Source organism: Cytobacillus sp. C11.1 (assembly GCF_058145115.1).
In genome coordinates this window covers 1249598-1266466 of record NZ_CM176935.1, presented here as the reverse complement: position 1 = coordinate 1266466, position 16869 = coordinate 1249598, and the positions used below count along the sequence as shown (strand labels likewise).

At 42.7% G+C, this 16869-nt stretch carries 12 protein-coding genes; 4 read left to right on the top strand and 8 right to left on the bottom strand.

Annotated elements, in window-relative coordinates:
- Position 1: 1 nt before the first annotated feature.
- The 3 genes from AC3ZVC_RS06300 to AC3ZVC_RS06290 form a co-directional block, all read right to left on the bottom strand.
- Positions 2–178 carry a hypothetical protein gene (locus tag AC3ZVC_RS06300; protein WP_181395935.1) on the bottom strand — a complete coding sequence of 59 codons (177 nt, stop codon included), beginning with the start codon at positions 176–178 and terminating at the stop codon, positions 2–4.
- A gap of 284 nt (positions 179–462) precedes the next feature.
- Positions 463–1740, bottom strand: a complete 1278-nt coding sequence (locus tag AC3ZVC_RS06295) for an ArgE/DapE family deacylase (protein ID WP_490068851.1) — start codon at positions 1738–1740, stop codon at positions 463–465.
- 20 nt (positions 1741–1760) lie between these two features.
- On the bottom strand, positions 1761–3008 hold the full coding sequence (locus AC3ZVC_RS06290) for a Zn-dependent hydrolase (RefSeq protein ID WP_490067188.1): 1248 nt from the start codon (positions 3006–3008) through the stop codon (positions 1761–1763).
- A gap of 210 nt (positions 3009–3218) precedes the next feature.
- Between AC3ZVC_RS06290 and AC3ZVC_RS06285 the strand changes: the two genes are divergently transcribed.
- Positions 3219–4661: a sigma-54 interaction domain-containing protein gene (locus tag AC3ZVC_RS06285; RefSeq protein ID WP_490067186.1), complete on the top strand. Its 1443-nt coding sequence runs from the start codon at positions 3219–3221 to the stop codon at positions 4659–4661.
- A gap of 20 nt (positions 4662–4681) precedes the next feature.
- On the opposite strand, the gene AC3ZVC_RS06280 is transcribed toward AC3ZVC_RS06285, so the two are convergent.
- On the bottom strand, positions 4682–5296 hold the full coding sequence (locus tag AC3ZVC_RS06280; RefSeq protein WP_490067185.1) for an FMN-binding negative transcriptional regulator: 615 nt from the start codon (positions 5294–5296) through the stop codon (positions 4682–4684).
- Between the two features lie 134 nt (positions 5297–5430).
- Here AC3ZVC_RS06280 and pdxR point away from each other — a divergent pair, with 134 nt between their 5' ends.
- Entirely contained in the window at positions 5431–6810 is a 1380-nt protein-coding gene (gene pdxR / locus AC3ZVC_RS06275; RefSeq protein ID WP_490067183.1) for a MocR-like pyridoxine biosynthesis transcription factor PdxR, read from the top strand.
- Positions 6811–7072: 262 nt separating this feature from the next.
- Here pdxR and AC3ZVC_RS06270 read toward each other — a convergent pair whose 3' ends face one another.
- Positions 7073–7903, bottom strand: a complete 831-nt coding sequence (locus AC3ZVC_RS06270; protein ID WP_490067181.1) for a glycerophosphodiester phosphodiesterase — start codon at positions 7901–7903, stop codon at positions 7073–7075.
- A 1890-nt stretch (positions 7904–9793) separates the two neighbouring features.
- On the opposite strand from AC3ZVC_RS06270, the gene AC3ZVC_RS06265 reads away from it, so the two are divergent.
- Both AC3ZVC_RS06265 and AC3ZVC_RS06260 read left to right on the top strand, forming a co-directional pair.
- Positions 9794–11398: a phosphodiester glycosidase family protein gene (locus tag AC3ZVC_RS06265; protein WP_490067178.1), complete on the top strand. Its 1605-nt coding sequence runs from the start codon at positions 9794–9796 to the stop codon at positions 11396–11398.
- Positions 11399–11713: 315 nt separating this feature from the next.
- On the top strand, positions 11714–13318 hold the full coding sequence (locus tag AC3ZVC_RS06260) for an alkaline phosphatase D family protein (protein ID WP_490067176.1): 1605 nt from the start codon (positions 11714–11716) through the stop codon (positions 13316–13318).
- Positions 13319–13429: 111 nt separating this feature from the next.
- Here AC3ZVC_RS06260 and AC3ZVC_RS06255 read toward each other — a convergent pair whose 3' ends face one another.
- From AC3ZVC_RS06255 to AC3ZVC_RS06245, 3 genes are all read right to left on the bottom strand, one after another.
- Complete coding sequence (locus AC3ZVC_RS06255; protein WP_490067174.1) at positions 13430–14269, bottom strand: MurR/RpiR family transcriptional regulator; 840 nt, start codon at positions 14267–14269, stop codon at positions 13430–13432.
- A 162-nt stretch (positions 14270–14431) separates the two neighbouring features.
- Entirely contained in the window at positions 14432–15124 is a 693-nt protein-coding gene (locus tag AC3ZVC_RS06250; RefSeq protein WP_490067168.1) for an N-acetylmannosamine-6-phosphate 2-epimerase, read from the bottom strand.
- A gap of 23 nt (positions 15125–15147) precedes the next feature.
- Positions 15148–16680 (bottom strand): PTS transporter subunit EIIC, encoded by a 1533-nt coding sequence (locus tag AC3ZVC_RS06245; RefSeq protein WP_490067167.1) that lies wholly within the window; start codon positions 16678–16680, stop codon positions 15148–15150.
- Between the last annotated feature and the right edge of the window lie 189 nt (positions 16681–16869).

Sequence of the window (16869 nt, the reverse complement as noted above, 5' to 3'; positions counted from 1 at the left end):
CCTAAACCTCCTTCGTTATGCCATCATGAATGGGATTTGCCGGAGTATCTTTCTCTTCTTCCAGCTTTTTTATGGTTGGCAAGTATTCTTTCTTTAAAATCCACATGACAATTCCTGCTGATATAACAGTTGTCGCAATCGCGTTTCCGAATAATAACCATAATCCTGGATTCATCATTTCAACCCCCATTTGGATGGCGGAGAAAGGGTATGGGCCCCTTTCCGCTCTATTTTTTACTCGTTGGATCTTTTCTCATAGATTGTTGTTCTTGCTTATGAATTCAGCCCGTTGATTTCCGCTGCGGGCACTTGCTTTCCGCGGGGAGGAACGGGAGTCTCCTCGGCTTCGCCTGTGGGGTCTCCCGCTCCCTCTCCTCCCGCAGGAGTCAAGCACCCTACGCTCCAATCAACTCAGTAAATTAAACTAAGTTAATAAAAAACAACAAACTTTACGAAAACAACCTACTCGTTATACTGACACCACTTCAACAGAAAAGCTGCATAGGTTTTCGTGACTCTTTTGACACTTTCCAGGTCTACCCATTCATCCGGGGCATGCAGGTTTGCGCCTGTTGGACCATAGCAAGTGGAAGGAATATTGTAATAGAGATTATAAAATCTGGCGTCTGTCGTTCCTGTAAAGGCACCATATTTTAAATCGCTTTTCTCAATGATCTGATGGGCTTCCTCCAATGTATGGATAAACTCCTGATCCGGATCAAGGGTAAAGCCTTCAGCATGGAAGCCGTAAAAGCTGATTTCCGGCGGATTTTCCTTTAGCCACTCATCCTTTTTGGCCGCTTCCAGCAAAAATTCCGTTAACTCCTTCTTCACATCTGCCGGATCCACTCCCGGGTTAAAGCCGACTCTTGCTTCAACCGTACATTCCGATGGTACCGTGGAAGGCCAGTCGCCAGAATGGATTTTTCCGATATTAATGTTTTGCGGATGCGGATGATCGCCGAACACTTTATGTTTAGATCGGCTATTAATCTCTTTCTCATAGTCTTGAAGGGCTTCTACCATTTTATAAGCTTTTACAATGGCATTGACCGCTTTGTCTGCTCTTTCCGTATGGGCACCAAGGCCGGCCACCTTAATGCGGACCCAGATGACGCCAACCTGCCCGACTAATGCCTGCTGTCCCAGCGGCTCCGGAATGAGGGCTGCATCTGCCCGGTATCCGGCTTCGATGGCAGCCAGTGCACCATTGCCTGTGCACTCCTCTTCCGTGACCGTCTTAATCGTCACATCATTAGCAAGCTCCACCCCTGCCTGCTGAACAGCCTTTAAGGCATAAATCATCGCCGTAACTCCGGATTTCATATCCGCAATGCCCCGGCCATACATTTTATTGTCGACAATTTCAGAACCCCATGGATCGTAGCTCCACTTTGATACCGGCTCCGGACTGACCACATCAATATGCCCTTGAAAAATAATGCTTTTCCCTTTCTTTTCTCCCTGTGCTTTATACTTCCCTACCACAACAGGGCGGCCATCATAAGACCATTCAGGCTTGGAGAATCCGGGATGAGCACCAAGCCTTTCCGGATCAGGGATAATTTTTTCAACCTTCAAATTCAAATCCTTTTCAAGGGAATCAGCGAGATAATCTTGAATCGCCGCTTCATTCCCCAATGTAGACGGATACCGTCCCAGCTTTTGCAGATAGGAAACTTCCTCTTCCCACAAAGCATCCACTTGTTCAAAAACTTTCTCCAGAACATCCTTTTTCACTTTTTCCAACTCTATCACTCCTATAAGGTTTCTTTATTTGCCAAAGTCAAAACAGTATCAAATAAAACCTGAACGCCTTTTTCAATATCCGATTCTTCACTAAACTCTTCCTCACAGTGGCTAAGTCCGTGGATGCTTGGAATAAACAGCATGGCTGTCGGTGCAATCCGGTTTAAATACTTGGCATCGTGGCCCGCCCCGCTCAGCATTCTCATATTGGAGAAGCCATGCTTTTCAGCTGCATTTTCCATTACCTTGATAATTTCTTCTGAAAAAGAGTCTGTATCAATTTTGTCTAGCTCTTTAATTTGCAGCTCCATTTCCTCTACCAATGTCATTGTGCTTAAGTACTCCTTTAACTGCTGCTCAAAACGTTCCCGGACATGATCCTCGGGGTGGCGAATATCGATGGAAAAAACCACTTGATCTGCCACTGTATTGATAACATTCGGGGAAGCCTGGATTCTGCCAACTGCAACAAGCAGCTCTGGAATCTCCTCTGCCAGTGAATAGATCTTTGTAATTAGCTTGGAAGCAAGCAGCACAGCATCCTTTCTCCGGTTCATGGGTGTTGTCCCTGTATGAGAGGTCATCCCGGTAACCGTTGCCTCTAGCCAGCTCATCCCTTGAATCCCCGTTACAACACCAATCGATTTACCCTTATCCTCCAGGACAGGGCCCTGTTCAATATGAAGTTCAACGAAACAGAAAGGGTCCTGCTGGCGGTTTTCCTTTAACCCTCTGTAGCCAATCCGCCCCAGTTCTTCTCCGAAAACCAAGCCCTTTTGGTCCTTCGAATTCAGGATTGTTTGTTTGTTAAAAATTTCAGCCATGGCACCTGACCCAAGCATGGCCGGCTGAAACCTGGCCCCTTCTTCATTTGTAAAATTGACAATTTCAATAGGTCTCCCTGTTTTCACACCCAGATCATTTAATGTGCGGATTACCTCCAGGGCGCCAAGTACTCCCAGTACCCCGTCATACTTTCCGCCTTTTGGCTGTGTATCCAGATGGGAACCAATTAAAACGGGAGCCAGTTCGTTTTTTTTGCCCTTCCGTCTTCCATACATATTGCCAAAGTCATCAACCCTTGTTTCCAATCCGCAATCCTTCATCCACTGCAGGAAAAGGTCTCTCATTTTCTTATCCTCATCAGTCAAGGAAAGCCTGCAGATGCCTCCATTTGGCAGCGTGCCAATTTCCGCACTTTGCTGGATCGTTTGCATTAAGCGATCCAGCTTAATATTCATTACTTGCTGCTGTTTCACTAAACCCGCTCCCTTCATGCCTATTACTTTTGCAAATTGCGTGCCAAGTTAATAGGGTCATAAAGGCTGGTTTTGCTAGTTTTTGTTGTGAATTTTTAGAATATTTACTATAATTGTTTTTAAAAGCGACTCACTGAGTTGACTTCGATTCGCCTTTATCACACACTTCAGATAAAAATGAATCGAAATCAATTCAGAAAGGAGGATTTTATGGAGCAGCTTCTAAAACTGGCCGATCAGCGCCCAAATTTTTTTATAGATATTCTGAATTCTATTAATGATGCTATCTATATTACGGATAAAAACGGAGTCACCCTATGGGTCAATCACATCAGCGAGGTCATGACCCAGGTGCCGAGGGAGAAACTAATCGGTAGAAATGTGAGAGATTTGGAGAAAGAAAGGGTATTTTCCCCTTCTGTTACAAGACTTGCATCTGAAGCCAACAGCAATGTCAGCACCGTCCAGGAAGTAGGAGACGGCCGGAAATATATCGCGACCGGCCATCTGGTGAAGGATGAAAATGGAGAAGTGATTGTAATCGTCGCCCATTGCAGGGATATTACTGAAGCCGTCAAAACCTCTTCCAAGCTGAGAGATACAGAAGAATTGCTCGAGAAATACAGCCGGGAACTTAGAAAATTAAAGATTCCCCTCCATACAAACGATCATCAGACAAAGAAAGAACTCATTTTGCACCCCTCGACTGAAGACCTAATCGGAAAAATTGCCAATGTCGATACGACTGCTTTAATCACCGGTGAAACAGGAACAGGAAAAAGCGCCACCGCAGAAAGAATCCATTTATTAAGCAACCGCCATAGTGCACCGTTTATGCAAGTCAACTGCGCTTCTATGCCGGAGCAGCTGCTGGAGTCCGAGCTTTTCGGCTATAAAAAAGGAGCTTTCACAGGTGCGAACACAGCTGGCAAGTCAGGATTAATCCAGGCTGCAGAAGGCGGAACTTTATTTCTCGATGAGATCGGCGAGCTTCCTCCCCATCTCCAGGCAAAGCTATTGCACTTTCTGCAGACGAAAACCTATCTGCCAATTGGAGCAAGGGAATATGTACAGGCAAACGTCCGAATCATCGCCGCCACCAATCGGAACCTGGATAAAATGACTGAGGAAGGCTCCTTCCGCTCAGACTTGTACTACCGGCTGCATATACTTTCCATCAACCTGCCGCCGCTTAGAGAGAGGAAGGAAGTCATCGAGGACCTGGCTTTCTATTTTCTGGGCACCTACAACCAGAAATACAACGTCAATAAGCGAATGACTTCCAGAGTATTGGATATCTTCCAATCCTACAACTGGCCCGGAAACATCCGCGAGCTGGAAAATCTGATGGAAAGGCTGGTCATTCTTTCTGACCAAACTATTGATGAAAAAGACTTGCCTCAAAAAATGATGGAAAACCAACACTTGCCTGACTATATGAAACAGGCTGATCCATATAACAGCATGCCGGAATTTCTGGAGAACATTGAAAAAAATATGATTCTTGACGCTTTAAATATAGAAAAATCAACGCGGAAAGCTGCACAGAAGCTGGGCGTTACGCAATCGCTACTGATGAGGCGGGTGAGGAAGTATGGGATCGATATTCATGCAGAATCCGCCAATCAGCAAAATAGCCGAATATTTATTTGACTTGGCTGGCAGCAGTAAGATTAAATTTTGCTTTTTAAGTTTTCTTTCATTAAATTGGAAATTTGCTGCTCATCAGTATTTGAAATCTGTTCCAGCTGATTAACAATGAGCTCTTGCCGCTGCAGGGAATGGTTTTGGCTTAATTTCGCCTTCCCTTCTATCCTATTAATCTTTATTTTAAAGCCTTGAACTCCTTTATTCATGCCGGCGAGAAACTCGGGGTCAATTTCCTGCAAATTATAGGAGCTATCAGGCGCTTCATATTTCAATACCATATCATCTAGTGAACCCATTAACTCGTTTTCATCTTCAATAAGTTCAACTTCACCATACACATGAACGGCTGTGTAATTCCAGGTTGGGACGGCTTTATTGGTCTCATACCAGGATGGTGAGATATAACAATGAGGACCATGGAAAATAACGAGTACAGTTTGATTCAATAGATCCTTCCACTGAGGATTCGGACGGGCAAAATGTCCATATAAATATGTATTTTCCCTGTTCAATATTAACGGCAAATGAGTGGCAAATGGCTGACCATTGTGCTGAGAAATAAGAGTCGCAAAGCTATTCTCCTTTATTATAGTGAAGGCTTCATCCTCACTGATCTTAAAGTGCTTAGGAATATACATGAAAAATCTCCTTTCCATTTGAATAAATCAATCTTTCCAGAAAGAATTTATATTTGTTACAATTATAATAATATTCAAACTGACATATAAAAAGATACAATTTTAAATAATTAAGCATGTCAAAGGAGATGACAATGAAAAGTACCATTTTTGTCATTAAGGATGATTCCCCTAAATACAAACAAATCTATGAGCAGTTTAAAAACTATATTGAGCAGGGTGACATACCGGCCGATGAACAATTGCCCTCCATTCGCCAGCTGGCAGACTCCCTTCAGGTAAGCCGCAATACCACCTTAATGGCATATGACCAGCTTGCTGCTGAGGGCTATATTCGCGGAGAAGGAAGAAAGGGATTTTTTGTAAACAAATTGGAACCAGGTTTATTTCAAGACATGTCCCTTTCCATTAGCCCAAAGCAAACGGAGCCGCCACCAGCTGTCAGGATTGATTTTAAAGCAGGGGCAGTAGATCAAACACATTTTCCTTTACAGGCCTGGAGGAGAACTTCCAATCAAGTATTAACATTTAAGGAAAGCTTTCGATACGGGAACCCTTTTGGCGAAGCGTGTCTCCGCGAACAAATTGCGGCATACCTGCTCCAAGCCCGTGGGGTAAAAACAGATTACAATTCTATTATTATAGGCAGTAGCACCCAGCAAATGCTGATTAATCTTGGATATATACTGAAGAATGATTTTCCGGGCATTATAGTCGAAGACCCGGGCTATGATGGCGCAAGGGCAGCTTTTCAATTCCACCGTTATCCACTTGAAACCTTGCCAGTTACTGAAGCAGGTGCTGATTTTTCAGAATTAGAACAAAAGGCTTCACGATTAATCTACGTAACTCCTTCACATCACAGTCCATACGGGGTAAGCATGTCCATTCAGCAACGGCAAAGGCTTATTCAGTGGGCGAACAAGAAGCAAGGATATATTATTGAAGACGATTATGACAGTGAGTTCCGCTATACGCAGCAGCCATTTCCGGCTCTTGCTTCCATTGATGCAACAAGAGTCATTTATCTCGGAAACTTTTCAAAGTCCTTCCTCCCGGGAATCCGATTAAGCTATATGGTGCTTCCCCAGCCGCTTTTAATCCTTTACAAAAATCAGTTCCTTCATTTTGAGAATACCGCTTCTCTGCTTAATCAGCTCACAATGGCTGAATTTATGAAGGATGGGGAATGGGATCGTCACATTAAACGCATGCGAGTGGTCTATAGAAGAAAAATGGGAGAATTAGTATTTGCATTAAAGGAGCAGTTCGGCCCATGTTTAACGATTATTGGAGAGCAGTCGGGGTTGTACGTTTTAGTTAAAGTTCACTTAAACCGCACAGAAGAATGGCTTCTTCAACAGGCTTCCAGCTGCGGTGTGAAAGTCTATCCTACTTCTCTTTATTTCATCCATAATCATACGGAACAGCCGATTATCAAACTTGGCTTCAGCAATCTTTCCTTTGATGAAATCCAGCTTGGGGTGAAACTCTTAAAGAAGGCGTGGCTATAACCCTGCCCGCGATTGCTCACAAATCTCACCAAAATAGCAAGATATTAACCCTGGATGGTTGCGTACCCCTTTGATGTAAAACCGCGTCCTTTACTAAAAAAGCAACCATCCAGCCAAGCGGCCTTTATCATATACTCACCTATTTGATTCAAGAGATTTGTCTCCTTAAATACATTTCTTAACAAAAAAACCCGCATCAATCATTCCAAACAAAAAAAAGGAGTAGCAACTACCCCTTTTCTTCAACTCTTTTACAAGAATATTAGTTTCTAGGATCTACATAATCCGGATAATCAGAAATAATCGCATCAACATCCATTTCGAATAGAAAGTCTGCTGCCTCTTGACTGCGTACCGTCCATGATCCAATTTTCATGCCAAGAGTGTGAACTTGATCCACTAATTCTTCTGTCACAATTCCATAGCTTGGGTTAAACCAATCTGCATAGGCTGAAAATTCCTGTAGAGCTTCCGGTGTTGTATGTGCACGGTTAGAAGTCAATACACCGATTGGAACTTGAGGAAGAAGCTGGTCCATTGTTTTCATGGATTCAAAGTTAAAAGATTGAATAATGATTTTTTCATTTTGCGGTTTATCAAGATTTCGTGCTTTTAATGAATCTGCCACTTGTTTCTCAATACCAGGGTAAAGCTCTGGAGCCTTTAATTCGATCAAAATTCCAACTTTTCCATGATAACGAGCAAGAATCTCTTCGAATGTCGGAATGGGTTCTCCTGCAAATTGTTCCCCTTTCCAGCTGCCTGCATCAAGACTCCTAAGCTGTTCAAATGTTAAATCCCCTACTTTTCCCGTTCCATCTGTTGTACGATCCACTGTTGTATCATGGATCACTACTAATTCACCATCTTTGCTTCTTTGAACATCAATTTCAATATAATCGGCTTTCATATCAACTGCCAGATCAAAACCGGCAATCGTATTTTCAGGTGCATAAGCCGTTGCACCACGGTGTGCCACATTATCAACTTGTTTTCTTTCCCCTGATACTGGCTCTTCAGCAAACGCCTGACTGAACGGGCTAAATAACAGCGAAAAGGCCATTCCTGTTCCTATTAATAATTTTTTGCTCATTTTCTCCATCTCCTATCTAAAATATGTATTCAAATATATTCTAGAAAAGGAATGTTGAACTAGTATGTAGATATATTTATACCTAAATAAAGATTGTGTTAACAAAATTCGGCCTTTTTCCTTACGTTTTTTTACAAACCTGCTAATGATTAATAGAATAGAAATGCACGATCGCTCCATTTTACCTATAATCGAGGATAGAGAGTGATCATTTTCCTCTTCAGCAGTGTTGCTTCATTAAGTAACGCCTATCCGCTTAATTTCCTTTATTCTTATTTCTACAAAAAGAGACCTTGTCACTCAATTATGTGACAAGGTTTCTTATTTTCTAATACTCTATCATTTTCTAGTCATCTTCATCACCGAAAAATATGACAGTATTAGCCCCGCCTTCGCTAAATACCATGATGGCCACACATGCCATCCACCTGTTTTTATTATAGATGAAAACGCTTACATTTTCCATTATAACTGTTCATCAATTTTCGACAAATACAGTATAAGCCATTCATTTCTTACCTTATTACATAAATGAAGGCTTTTGGGCACTGGCGGCAAATGATTAAAATATTGTGTACTTAACTTCAACCACCCTGCAAGTTAGTGGAAGGAAGATTAGACCTGCATCTTCTCTATGCTTTCCCCAATAATTTTGGTGTTGATGTGTACTGCCCTATGGCAGCCTAAATAAATCTACTATTTCCAAGTGCGTTTTTTATATATCTCAATTACATAGAATCAATCCTTGAACACATAAGATAAATAGAATCTTATTAAAAGGAGGAACAAATAGATAAAACCTACATGCCACGCTTATGGACCCCAAGCACAGGCATGCGGACCTACAGCGTTGGCATTTAGTTCAAGAAAAAACCCTAACTCTTTAATAATTGTTAAGGTAAGAGTCAGTCTATAAAAATTTTCTTGATAGGGTTATCATCTATTTTGTCCTTCTGTCTACAATTGCCCGCACCAAACTTGTCCTACTTACATTTCCTAATATTAGTTAGGAGAAAAGGAGGTGTGGAAAAATGCCTTGTACTCTAAAAGGGTTAACTCAACCAGTTTGTTTAACCCTTATCTACAATTTAAGTTCTCGCATACTTGTAGATTCTTTTATTTCTTGCGTGGATAATGAAAACGAATGTGAACTAAGTATGGATATACACCCTTCTAATAGGAATCTAACCATTAGAATCCCATTGACTCTTGAAGGTCAAGTTACTTTTGGTGACAATCCATTTAATTCAGGTTGTGTTACAACGGGTGTACGTTTAACTTAAACCGAATAAAATTTGTATTTATAAGGTAAAATAGAAGGTTGACTTCTATTTTTCCTTTTTTTGTGTCTTACTTTATTTTGATTAAGAAATTAAAAATGAACTTCTTCAGTTTAAAGTAATAAATAAGTTCTATTAAGATTCTTCATTTTTATAAAACATCCTGCTTATTCTTATTTCACAATCTGGCCTAAGAAAGACGGTTTCCTTATTTCAAAAAAAGCGCTCAAGTCTCTAACGCAGCCGGGGTCAGGTTCACTGGCGCTTACAAAATTAGATAAAAACTATTATTTTTCGGGAAATAAAAAATATTTTTATGTCATAATTGGACTTTTAATCACGACTTTCAGTAAAATCTCGGTTTATTTGTAACCCTTCATTGCTATAACCGCCTTACATCCCGCTGCACCGGATGCGGGATATGCGTAGAATTTCACCTATCAAATTTCACTGCATGCAGGCATTACCACCTAATAGATTTAATTTTACAAAGCTCAATAAACCTTAACACCTCTGCAAAGATAGATTAACGCTTGATTAATATCTGTTTTTTATACTGTGGATAAATGTGCAATAAAGCATCCACTATTACATATAAGGAGTGAAAAAATTGAACAAATCCTTTAAAAAAGCCATCATCCCTGCAATTGCATCCATCAGTTTAACCTCTGTTCTGTTTGCAGGCCCTGTTCAGGAGCTGCCGGCCAGTGCAAAATCGGAAGGTCAGCCGCAACTGAAAGCGGAGAAAGAAACGCTGCCGCTTGGCCTTCCCTATTTAAAGGAACAAAGAACCACCGAAAGCCTTGCCCCTGGAGTGACTTACACAAAAATCATCAGGGGTGAAGAATCTGAAAAGGATTTTTTCACCGTAGATGTTGATTTTACCGAAACACATGAACAGGCCAAGGCTTTGGCAAAAAAGCTGAAATCAGAAGGGTTTAACCCGCGTATCGACCGGATTGCCGATCGGGCCATGGATGACAAGGAAATAGGCCCTCTTGGCTACTTGGTTCGGGTTGGAGAGTATAAAAACGAAGAGGCTGCCAAAGAGCTTCAGCAAAAATTGGCCGAGAAGGGCTATACAGGCCTGCGTACCGTTTATACCGGCGAAGACGGACAGCGGACTTCCGGCCCGTGGGTCGTAAATGTTCTTAAAGTCGATCAGGATACATTTAACGGAACCATTTTACCGGAGCTCGGGAAAGATAAGGTCCAGGACAAAGAAACCCTCACGGAGATGGCTAACCGCAATAACGCACTAGCTGGAATCAATGGAGGCTATTTTGTGGTAGGAAACAAGGATGGAACACCTGGCGATCTTGCCGGTATTTCCGTTATGGACGGAAAGCTTGTTAGTGAGGCGGTAAATGGACGTTCAAGTCTTATCCTGCCTTCTGCAAACACAGACGCTGATATTGCCTCCGTCTCTTCTTCCCAGACTGCTGTATCATCTGACGGGGCCGTACGGGAAGTAGATGGTTTAAACCGGAAACCAGGCTTGATCCGGGGCTGCGGAGGGACTGGAGAAGATACCCCGACCGAGAACCCGAAGCATGATTATACATGTACAGACGAGAGTGAGCTCATCCATTTTTCACCGGTGTTTGGCAATGAAACGGAAGCCGGAGATGGCGTTGAAGCAATGCTGAATGAGTCAGGAGAAGTGATTGAGCTTCGCACACAGCTGGGCGGAGAAATCCCAAGGGCAGGTTCAGTTCTGGCCGGAACTGGAGAGGCAGCCCAGTGGCTTGAAGCTCATGCTCAAGTCGGTATGACTGTTCAGGTCAAAAATGAAGTAACAGCGGATGGACAGTCATTGTCATTAAAACAAACTTCAGGAATTATCAACGGCGGCCCGCGATTGCTTGAAAACGGAAAAATCTCCATCAATGCGGCTGCAGAAGGCTTTCACTGGGAAGAAAACCCTGAGTTCTATTATCGGTTTGGGGAACGACGAAACCCAAGGACCCTTGCCGGAGTGAAAGCGGATGGAACCCTCCTTTTCGTAACAGTAGATGGACGGGCACCAGGACTAAGTGTCGGTGCCAACTTTGAAGAGAGCGCCAGCATCATGAAATCGCTGGGTGCAGTCGATGCCCTCAACCTTGACGGCGGCGGCTCTACGGCCATGACAGTCGGCAATACACTGGTCACAAGACCATCTGACCAGACAGGTAAACGGCCGATTGCAGATGCTATTCTTTTGCTTCCTTAAAGGTAAATGACTTTAATCAAACGTTTGATTGAAAAAAATAGTTTTAATTGAGAGAGTCAGCGGTCTAATTCGCTGGCTTTTTTATATTGAATATTGGGATCGTCACCTTTTTAAAAGAAGATTCCTTGCCCCCTTCCCTCTCCTTCCTGAAGCCCATGCTTGTTAATTTTTTTACAGTATTTTACGCCAATGTTAGCTAGTTATAGATTATTTATACTTTCGGTAAATTCCACCATTTTCTCTCTGAATCTATGTTATCTATTAAATGTCAGAACGATCTGACATCATTTTATAAATACATAAGGAGTGGAAAAAATGAGTTATGAAAAATGGTTAAAGGATTTCAATTCGAAAACAATTACCCGGCGTTCTTTTTTAGGCACCTCCAGCAAAGCAGCTCTTGCTGCCGCACTTAGCGTGACGATCCCTCATTCTTTGTCTGCAAAGGGCGTGGAAGCATCTTTTACCTTTAACGCCTACCCATTTACTCTCGGTGTAGCATCAGGTGATCCCCTGCCGGATGGAGTCGTCTTATGGACAAGGCTGGCACCTGAACCTGCTGCGGCAGATGGATTAGGCGGAATGCCCGATAAAAACATCCGTGTAGAGTGGGAAGTAGCGGAGGATGAACAGTTTAAAAGAGTAGTAAAGCACGGAACAGAAGTTGCCATGCAGGAACTTGCACATTCCGTCCATGCAGAAGTACATGGCCTAAGGCCGGGAATGGAGTATTATTATCGATTCAAAGCGGGAAATGAAATCAGTCCTGCCGGAAGGACAAAAACGGCTCCAGCTTGGGGAGCACATGTGAACAGCCTTTCTTTTGCCTTCGCCTCCTGTCAGGCCTGGGTAGGAGGACGCTATGCTGCTTACCGTGACATGGCACAGCAGGATCTCGATTTTGTTCTGCACCTTGGGGACTATATATATGAAAAAAGGGACACGGCAACCCTTGCAGATTTCCGCAACCAGCATGCCCTTTATAAGTCTTCTCCTGACCTGCAGCAGACTCACGCTGCGTTTCCGTTTATCGTGACCTTCGATGATCACGAAATTGAAAATAACTGGGCAAATGATATTTCACAGCCGGATGGAGAAGAATCGAATCAGAACTTTCTTGCCCTTCGCACTGCAGCTTTTCAAGCCTATTATGAGCACCTGCCGCTCCGGCTTCGATCCAAACCGCATGGCTCTGATATGATTCTTTACCGTCAATTCACATATGGAAACTTGGCAGAATTTAATGTTTTGGATACCCGCCAATACCGGGATGACCAGTTAAGGGACGGTTTTCCAAGCGCACCGCTGGATCCTGAAGCACAGAGCCCTTCAAGAACGATGATGGGCTCAAAACAGGAGCATTGGCTATTAAAAAATCTGGAGCAGTCCAAAGCCCGCTGGAATGTCATTGCCCAGCAAACCATTATGGCTCAATATGATTATGATCCCGGTTCGGGTATCAGTGTCAATCATGACCAATGGGACGGCTATGCGGCCGAACGCGATCGGATTTTAAAGTTTATCCAACAGCATCGCCCTTCCAATCCGATTGTCCTTGCCGGAGACTGGCATTCAAGCTGGGTCAACGACTTGAAGGCGGACTTTACGAATCCTTCCTCAGAGACACTTGCAACAGAGCTTGTCGGCACTTCAATCAGTTCAGGTTGCGGTTGGAAAGACAATGTGGAAGCAGCACTTTCCGCTAACCCGCACGTTAAGCTCTTTAATGGGGACCTGCGCGGATATGTACGCTGCGATTTGACGCATGATTCATGGAAAACGGACTTCCGTACGGTTTCTTCCCCTGGCGATCCGAATGCACAAGCCTTTACGATGTCATCGTGGGTGGTTGAGAATGGAAAACCGGGTGCGACTGAAATTGGGGTATCCAGATATAATAAGGTTGGCGTAACGGTATAGGAAACCAGGCTATGAGATGATAGATAGAGGACGAATCCCATGCGGGTTCGTCTTTTTGTATAAAAAATAACTATGGCTCCCTAATTTAATATTAAAGTCGCATGACCTCCATCAATTATCCTTCAAAGCCCTCAAAGTCTTATCCCGAATCTGGATACGGTTAACATAGTCTTTTGCAACAAGTTCTGTATATAGTAAGTCAAAGAGCAGAAACAGCGGAAGGGTTGGAGAAATGTTCTGACCCATATGCATACTGTTTTTACTCATAACCAGAAGGGATAAATCTGCTAACTGGGAGAGTTCAGATGTTTTGTCACTTGTAATGGCCAGAACTGTCGCACCTTGCTTCTTGGCAATTTTAATCGCATCGATGACTTCTTTTGTTTTCCCTGAAACGGAAATGCCAATGACAAGACTTTTTTCCGAGCTTAAGGCAGCATCCATCACAGCTTGATGAGGATCTGTAATCGACTCAACCTGGATTCCAATCCGAAAAAATTTCCATTTGAACTCCTGGGCTGCAATCCCTGAGTTGCCGATGCCATATACATGTACTTTCTGAGCTTCCTTTAAAAGAGAAACGGCTTGCTGAATATCTAAATAAGTCATTTTCCGAAAAGTCGTTTCGATAATCTCTAAATGGTTTTGATAGAGATTAGAAAAATAATCAATCTCCTTGATGTCACTGGCCACATTCGGTTTGTTCCTTAAATCGATATATCTTTTTAATTCGTGTTTGAATTCATTAAACCCGGAAAAAGAAATTTTCTGACAGAATCGGGTAATCGTAGCCGGGGAAATATGAATTTTTTTCGCGATTTGATTGATCGATAATTGGCTGATTTCATCAGGATTTTCGATAATATATTTTGCTAATTCCGACTCCGAGCTTGTGAATTTTTCCATCGTGCAGGCTATGCCATGCAGAAGGTTCTCACCTAGATATTCCATATGTTTTCTCCTCTTTTAGATAATCCATACGCTCATTATAAAGGATGATAACCTTATTTTGGTCAATTTGCTGAAAACTATGACATACCCAAAACTGGCCCCACTAAAGCAAAAAGCTAAAAATAACCCAGTCAGGAGCCCTGGGTTATTTTCAGCTAATCCTTATTTTTGCATAGCATCTACAAATCTTTTCGTAATGATCTGCGGTCTTGTAATCGCTCCGCCTACCACAACCGAGTGAACATGAATATCCAGCACAGAGCGGGCAATTTCCGGTGTTGAAACATTTCCTTCAGCTATCACCTTTGCCTGCTTTACTTTTTTGACGATTTGTTTGATCACGGCGTAGTCATGATCATCGATTTTCAAGCCTTTTGTCTCTTCTGTATATCCGTATAATGTCGGTGCGACGATATCAAACCCCAGCTCATCGGCAAAAATGGCTTCTTCAACGGAAGAGACATCCGCCATCAGCAAAATATGAGGATACTTTGATTTTACTTCCTGATAAAACGATTCTAAATCCTTGCCATCTGGCCTGATCCGATTCGTTGCATCTGTCGCAATAATTTCGGCACCCGTCTCAGCTAAGGCATCGATCTCTTTCATCGTTGGTGTAATAAAGACAGGATGGTCCCTGTATACCTGTTTAATGATGCCAATCACAGGAAGGTCGACTTGTTCTTTTATTTCCTTAATATCAGGGACGGAGTTGGCCCGAATGCCAACAGCCCCTCCCTCCTTTGCAGCTAATGCCATACGCCCCATAATGAACGAGCTATGAAGCGGTTCCCCTTCTAAAGCCTGACAGGAAACAATTAACCCATTTTTGATCTGTTCGAGCACTTGATGCATGTAAAACACGTCCTTATTATTTATTACTGACCTAAATACTCTTCTATTTCGTTTTTAACAATGGTGACTTGAGGTCCATAAATAATTTGTACACCCGTTCCTTTTTTCACAATTCCTTTTGATCCGGTCTGTTTAATGACATCGTCTTTTACCAGGGATTCATCCTTAACGGTTACCCGAAGACGAGTTGCACAGCAATCCACAATATCAATATTATTTGTTCCGCCTAGTCCTTCTACTATGGTTTTAGCACGGTCTGTAGCTGAAACTTGCTCCGTAGCCTGTTCCTCGTCTTCACGTCCAAGAACCTTGAAATTCTTTTTTCTGATTAAGAATTTGAACGTAAAGTAGTATAAGAAAAACCATGGAATACCTACCATTAACACGTATGGCCAATTTGTTTTATCGGCACCTTGAAGAATTCCAAATAAAATGAAATCAATAAATCCGCCTGAGAAGGTTTGCCCGACAGTAATATTGAAAATATCTGCCATCATAAAAGCAAAACCATCAAAAATGGCATGTACTAAATAGAGAAGAGGTGCCACGAACAAGAAGCTGAATTCAAGTGGTTCAGTGATTCCTGTCAAGAATGATGTTAACGCTGCTGATAACAAAATTCCTGCTACCACTTTTCTATTCTTCTTTTTAGAGCAATGATAAATGGCCAATGCAGCACCTGGCAGACCAAACATCATGGTAATAAAACGGCCTGACATGAATCTTGATACCCCTTCGTAATATTGTTCAGTCGAAGGATCACCCAATTGGGCAAAAAAGATATTCTGTGTACCGCTGACCAGTTTTCCGCCAATCTCCAGCGTTCCGCCAAGAGCCGTTTGCCAGAATGGAAGATAGAAGATGTGGTGCAAGCCAAGCGGTCCGAGCATACGCAAAATAAATCCATAGAATAAAGTTCCGATTTCCCCTGTTCCTGTAACCACTGACCCAAGCCCATTGATTAAAGCCTGGAAGTAAGGCCAGATCACAAATAGAAGCGCTCCTACAAAAATCGAAGCAAATGAAACGACAATAGGAATGAAGCGAGATCCCCCAAAGAATCCTAACACTTGAGGCAGCTGAATTTTATTGTATTTATTATGCAGGGCAGCTGCTGCTATCCCGACGATAATACCGCCAAATACACCCGTTTCCAAAGTCTGAATCCCGACAGCCATCCCTTGACCGGCTCCTGCCAGATTATCCTTCGCCAGGTCTCCCGTTAGTGAAAGCAGTGCACTTATGGTGCTATTCATAACAAAATAACCGATCATGGCTGCTAATCCAGCCGTTGCTTTATCTGATCGGGCTAAACCGATCGCCACACCTACCGCAAAAATGATCGGCAAGTTGGCAAATACGATCGAACCTGCCGCACTCATGATTGTAAAAATGGCCTGCAGCCAGCTTATATCTAAAAATGGATAAGCTGCAACCGTATTCGGGTTAGACAGCGCTCCGCCAATTCCTAATAACAAACCTGCTGCCGGCAAAACCGCTATAGGCAGCATGAACGATTTACCAAATTGCTGAGCTTTTTCAAAAGCTTTTTTCATTGATATTGGCCCCCTTTATCTTGATGAGATACTTTGGTGCTTTAACCTTCTATCCGTATCATATATTCGCGGCTGCCTCAGTTCAATGGGTATGAAACCGTTTTCAATCCTTTTCATCATTCTTGCCCCAACACTGAAAACACGTTCAATTTAGAGTGCGTGTCTACACATTCCAGATAGTAGAATAAT

Coding starts and splice junctions, on each gene's coding strand:
- AC3ZVC_RS06300 (WP_181395935.1), bottom strand. CDS start 178: ATGATGAATCCAGGATTATGGTTATTATTCGGAAACGCGATTGCGACA.
- AC3ZVC_RS06285 (WP_490067186.1), top strand. CDS start 3,219: ATGGAGCAGCTTCTAAAACTGGCCGATCAGCGCCCAAATTTTTTTATA.
- AC3ZVC_RS06280 (WP_490067185.1), bottom strand. CDS start 5,296: ATGTATATTCCTAAGCACTTTAAGATCAGTGAGGATGAAGCCTTCACT.
- pdxR (WP_490067183.1), top strand. CDS start 5,431: ATGAAAAGTACCATTTTTGTCATTAAGGATGATTCCCCTAAATACAAA.
- AC3ZVC_RS06270 (WP_490067181.1), bottom strand. CDS start 7,903: ATGAGCAAAAAATTATTAATAGGAACAGGAATGGCCTTTTCGCTGTTA.
- AC3ZVC_RS06260 (WP_490067176.1), top strand. CDS start 11,714: ATGAGTTATGAAAAATGGTTAAAGGATTTCAATTCGAAAACAATTACC.
- AC3ZVC_RS06255 (WP_490067174.1), bottom strand. CDS start 14,269: ATGGAATATCTAGGTGAGAACCTTCTGCATGGCATAGCCTGCACGATG.
- AC3ZVC_RS06250 (WP_490067168.1), bottom strand. CDS start 15,124: ATGCATCAAGTGCTCGAACAGATCAAAAATGGGTTAATTGTTTCCTGT.
- AC3ZVC_RS06245 (WP_490067167.1), bottom strand. CDS start 16,680: ATGAAAAAAGCTTTTGAAAAAGCTCAGCAATTTGGTAAATCGTTCATG.